Raw genomic sequence first — 5,066 nt, 5'->3', positions numbered from 1 at the left:
CAGCCGTTCGGGTTCGAGGCCGGCCTCGCCGTTCCAGCTCGCGACCAGGCAGTGGCGGCGGCCTTCCTCATCTTCCACGAGCGTCGACAGGTTGAGCACGCCGGTCTCCGAACCGCCCTTGAAGGCCACCTGCCGCCAGCGCGTGGGATCGGCCGGCCCGGGCTGGATCCGGAACGGCGCCAGGCCCGCGGTCTCTTCCAGGAGACCGCACAGCTCGCGGGCGGTGAAGAACCACTCCACCTCCAGGGTCGGCTCGGCCTGGAGTTCTTCCGCCGCGGGCAGGGGCCGGTCGGCGATCGAGCGCAGCAATTCGCGACGGCCGGACGGATCGCTGCGCCGCCAGGCCGCGCGGTGCCCTGCCGCACCGCTCGACTTCAGCACGAACATCTCACGGGTTGAGGGGAACGGCACGTTGCGCGGTGCCAGCTGCTCCACGGCGGGCCGGCCGACCAGGTCGAGCAGCGCATCGGTCGCGGTATTGTCGCTGATTGAGATCATCAGGCCCGCCAGGGTGGCGATGGTCACCGGCGTGTTGTCTGGCCAGTCCTGCAGGATACCGCTGGGCAACGAGCGCCAGGCGGGATCGAGCGGCACGACCTGATCCCAGGCGAGCCGGCCGGCCCGCACCGCCTGATCGACCGCCTTCAGGATCGGCAGCTTGCCGGCGGAGCCCACCGCAAGCAGCGCGTCCGGCTCGTGCATCGCCACCGGCTGCCCATCAGTGGCGATCAGCACGGAGGTCCGGCCGGGCAGTTCCGCGATCGCCGCGACCTGTTCCTCCAGCCCGCGCGAGACATCGACCGGCGGCTCGAGCAGCAGGAAGGCGATCCGCCCCTCCCCGTCCAGGCTGAGCCGGGCCGGCACCTCGGCGCCGTCCAGGACCGCGACCAGGCGGCCGTCCCGTTCCGTCACTGAGCTCAGGGCGCCGTGGCGTCGCTTCAGTGCCTCGACCAGCTCCTGGACCTGGGCCAGCGGCACCGCGGTCAGGAAACCTGGCGCCAGCCAGCCGGCCTCGATCCGCTCTGCCCGGAACAGGCGCGCGAGCGCCGCCTGCTGCTCGGGTTCGGCGCCTGCCGCCACCTGGGCGCTGCCGATCAGCAGCAGGGCACCGAGCAGGCGCCGTCCCGCCTGAACCGGAGCTGGCATGTTCCTCTTCCTCCCGCCTCCACCAACCCGCGTCGACCGAGCAGCATAGGCGTCGGCGGCCGTCCGGCAACCCGACAGGCCGGGGGGCCTGCTGCCACGTCCCGTCCCCAAGTGATGCCTATCACACCCATCCAGGCGCGGCCGGCGCATGCTGCGCCACGAGGCCGGGGTCGCGGACCAGCTCGGGCGAACGCCGTATCCCCCACGGCGGGCTGATCCCCACACCCCATCGCCCCTGCGCGATCCCGGCCTCGATCCCGCTCCACCTGCCGCCGGCCTGCGCATGCCGACTGTTGCGTCCGCGCCGCACTGGCACGCGGAACAGCCGTCATGGAGGCGGCACGGTCGATCAATTGGAGCCGAATGATGGCGTGCGTGGCAACATGACCACGAAGGCTGCGGATTGGTGTACTCTCCTCCACCTCCACCCGCCTCGCCACCTGTTCGCTGGCAGTCGGGTGCACTAGCTTGGGTCATGGCAGTGAGATCCTGACCAGTCGGCAGGAAATTCTGCCTGCGGCGATGGATCAGCGTGAAGCGAGCTTGTTCGGATCCGGATATCGCTCCAGTCTCAGCACGCCCCCTCGCCAAGCTCGGCGCTTCGTCGTGATGAGGATCTGGCATCGGCAAGGAGAGGCGCAGGCGTGTCTGGCAATCTCCAGTTCGGGAATGGTGTGCTGTACGCGGGTAGCGCTGTGTTACTGATCGGGCGTTGGGTAGATCCGACAGATATTGCTGGCGATTTGACGCAGGCGGGGAGCACGCTTTTAATGATGTTCTGAAAGTTGAAGTGGTGCATCAACGGCTGGTCAGCGACGTTGATCGCTGCCCGGTGTCCCGGCCATGACCGGGCCAGCGGGCAGCGCTAGAATGGCCTTGACCGACGGATATCGACGAACATTGGGCAGCGCCGGCTTCTGGTTGTGAGAGTGCGTATGGGTCTTCGAATCGCCATGGTTGCCGCCTGCCCGTTTCCGGCACGCCGCGGCACGCCGTTGCGGATCGAGCGTCTCTCCGAGGCATTGGCGCAGCTCGGCCACGAGGTCGAGGTCATTACCTATCCGATGGGCGAGAGCGAGGCCTCGAGCAGCTATCTCGTGCACCGGGCCGGTGGCACCGGGATGAGCTACGGCACCATCGCGCCCGGCCCCACCCCGCGCAAGCTGCTGCAATACGACCCGCTACTGGCCGCCAAGATCGGCCGGCTCCTGGCGGACAAGCCGTTCGACGTGGTCCACGCCCACCATGTGGAAGGCCTGCTGACGGCCTGGTGGGGGCGCGGGCGCAAGCCGGTGCCCCTGGTGTACGACGCGCACACCATGCTGGGCTCCGAGCTGCCCTCCTATGGCGGCGGGCTGCTGGGCAGAGTGATGGGTGGCACCGGGCGGTGGCTGGACGTGCAGCTCCCGCCGCTGGCCGACCACGTGGTAACCGTGACCCCAGACATCCGCGAGCGCCTGCTCCGTGCTGGCCGGCTCACGCCCGACCGCGTCACCGTGGCGATGAACGGCGTCGAGCTCGATGTGTTCGCTCGCGCGGTCGGCCGGGAGCCGATCGCCCCGGACCGCGTGATCTATACCGGCACGCTGGCTGCCTATCAGGGCTTCGACCTCCTGCTGAAGGCGTTCGCCAAGGCCTGGACGCTGCGTCCCTCCATGCGGCTCGTGGTGGCGGCCAGCACCGGCTTCGAGCGTTACGAGGAGCTGGCCCGCTCCCTGGGCATCCGCGAGGCGATCCTGCTCGAGCCCGACGACTTCGCGGTCCTGCCCGACCGGCTGGCCGATGCGGCGATCGCGGTCATGCCGCGCACGGTCTGCGACGGCATCCCGCAGAAGCTCCTGAACTACATGGCCGCCGGCAAGGCGGTGGTATCCTCCGCCGGCTCGGCAAAGGTCCTGCAGGACGGCCATAACGGCCTGGTCGTACCGAACGACGACGTCGAGGCGTTCGCCGTCGCCCTGTTGCGGATCGCCGAGGATCCGGGCCTGCGCCAACGCCTGGCCCAGGCCGCCCTGGACTTCGTCGCGCGCGAATGCGCCTGGTCGAGCACCGCGCAGATCTGTGAGCGGGTCTATGTCGGGCTCACCGGCGGGCGCACTGCTACCCGCTCCACCCTAGTGCCCAACGCCAACAACGCCGCCTGAGCACCCCGAGCGGGTCCGGTAGCCGGCAGCGCCGCCAGGGATGGCGCAGAACCCGCCCGTCGGTTGGAACCGCGGCTTCGGGCAGCCCAGTGCGGCAGAGGGAGACTGCCACCAGGACGCGATGGTCATCCCTCCCGACCGCGTGATCCGGCAGGGCAAGAGTGCGTGCATTCTCCGGCATGCGCCCGCATGGCCGGGCCGGTCGTGGCCCCCGGCCGTGCGGGCGCGGCTTCAGAGTGCGGTGAGTTCCGGCTCCAGGCCCAGCTTCGCCAGGTCCTGGCCGATCTCGTTGAGGTAGATCGGGTTGACCGCCACCACCACGTCCGGGCGGATCTCGGCCAGGGCCTGCGGCGAAAGGATCTCGTTGCCGCAGCCGGCCAGGAACTTGCCGTGCTTATGTGGATTGATGTCCACCACCGCCGCCACCTGCTCGGCGATCTTGAGCGTGGTGATCAGCGAGACCGCCTTGGAGCCGGAGCCCCAGAGCGCCACCTTCTTGCCCTCGCCCTGCCAGCGCAGGAACTGGTCGCGCAGCCGCTGCAGCTCCGGGCCGATTACGGCCTTGAACTGCCTGACCTGGGCCCTGGTCTTGGTGAGATCGTCCTCCAGCGCCAGCCGCGGCTCGGTTGGCTCGTCGACCGGCTTGGCCTCCAGCATCAGGTACTGGTCGTCATAGGCCTTCCAGAGATTGGTCACGTCGAAGCCGGTGCGCCGGAACAACCGGGACAGGGAGCCCAGCGTGAAATACGAGCAGTGCTCGTAGTAGATGTCCCAGAAAGCTGGCTCGGTCAGCACCCGCTCGGCATCGGGCAGCTCGAAGAATACATCGACATGCGGCCGGTCGCCGATGCTCTCGCGCACGAGCTGCATGAACGCCTGGACATCGTGGATATGTTCCAACGTGTGCCGGCAGGAGACGTGATCGGCCTGCAGGTGGCGGTATTTCGGGCCGTAGAAGTCCTGGATGAACTGGAGCCGGTCGGCGGCCTCGCTGACCGTGCGCTCAGGCCGATAGCCGGGATCGATGCCGATGCCCGACGCCCCCGAGCGCTCGCATAAGGTCACCAGGAACTCGCCCTTGCCGCAGCCGATCTCCAGCGCGGTCTTGCCGGGCTTCAGGTGGAACTTCCGGATCTGGTCGTCGCAGATCTCCTCCAGGAAGCGGACGAAGCGCGGCGAGAAGGCCTGGGTCTCCTCATAGGCCGGCGAGTAGTTCTGCGGCTTCGGGTCGAAGCGGACGTTCTCGATGAAGCCGCAACTGTTGCAGAAGCCGAGCTCCAGGTCGCCCCTGGGGAAGTCCAGGGCCTCCTGCCGGCTGTCCACCATCAGGCAGCTATGCACCGGGATCCGGTCGACCCGGTAGAACAGCTCCAGGTCCGTGCTGCCGCACGCCTTGCACACAGGTTCCGACATGCGGGGGTCTCTTCAGACGATGACGGGCGAGGGGATCGGGAGGATGAACTTGCCGCCGCGTGCCGCGTGCGCCGTCTGCTGGCTCATGATCTCGTCCTTGAAGTTCCAGGGCAGGATCAGGAGGTAGTCGGGCCTGGTCTCCTCGATTACGGCCGGCGCCTTGATCGGCAGGCGCACGCCGGGGATCCAGCGGCCCTGCTTGAAGGTATTGCGGTCGACCACGTAATCTAGGAGGTCCGGCCCGATCCCGGCATAGTTCAGCAGGATGGTGCCCTTGGCGGCGGCACCATAGCCGGCGATCCGCTTGCCCTCGGCCTTCAGCTCCAGGAGCATGGCGCGCAGGTCGGCCTTGATCTTCTCCAC

3 protein-coding genes and 1 pseudogene are annotated in these 5,066 nt (G+C 68.5%); 1 reads left to right on the top strand and 3 read right to left on the bottom strand.

Features of this window, described 5'->3' with window-relative positions:
* On the bottom strand, positions 1-1,146 hold a 1,146-nt coding region (locus EQG76_RS15510; RefSeq protein WP_159715055.1), incomplete at its 3' end, for a serine hydrolase.
* 935 nt (positions 1,147-2,081) lie between these two features.
* On the opposite strand from EQG76_RS15510, the gene EQG76_RS15505 reads away from it, so the two are divergent.
* Positions 2,082-3,290, top strand: a complete 1,209-nt coding sequence (locus tag EQG76_RS15505; protein ID WP_159715053.1) for a glycosyltransferase family 4 protein — start codon at positions 2,082-2,084, stop codon at positions 3,288-3,290.
* A gap of 231 nt (positions 3,291-3,521) precedes the next feature.
* On the opposite strand, the gene EQG76_RS15500 is transcribed toward EQG76_RS15505, so the two are convergent.
* On the bottom strand, positions 3,522-4,703 hold the full coding sequence (locus tag EQG76_RS15500) for a class I SAM-dependent methyltransferase (protein WP_159715051.1): 1,182 nt from the start codon (positions 4,701-4,703) through the stop codon (positions 3,522-3,524).
* Between the two features lie 12 nt (positions 4,704-4,715).
* Positions 4,716-5,066: pseudogene (locus EQG76_RS15495) on the bottom strand (methyltransferase C-terminal domain-containing protein); the annotation flags it as partial.

This window comes from Geminicoccus flavidas (genome assembly GCF_009806515.1).
In the GTDB taxonomy this organism is placed as follows: domain Bacteria; phylum Pseudomonadota; class Alphaproteobacteria; order Geminicoccales; family Geminicoccaceae; genus Geminicoccus; species Geminicoccus flavidus.
The sequence above is the reverse complement of the archived record's forward strand: the minus strand, read 5'-3'. Positions and strand labels throughout refer to the sequence as shown.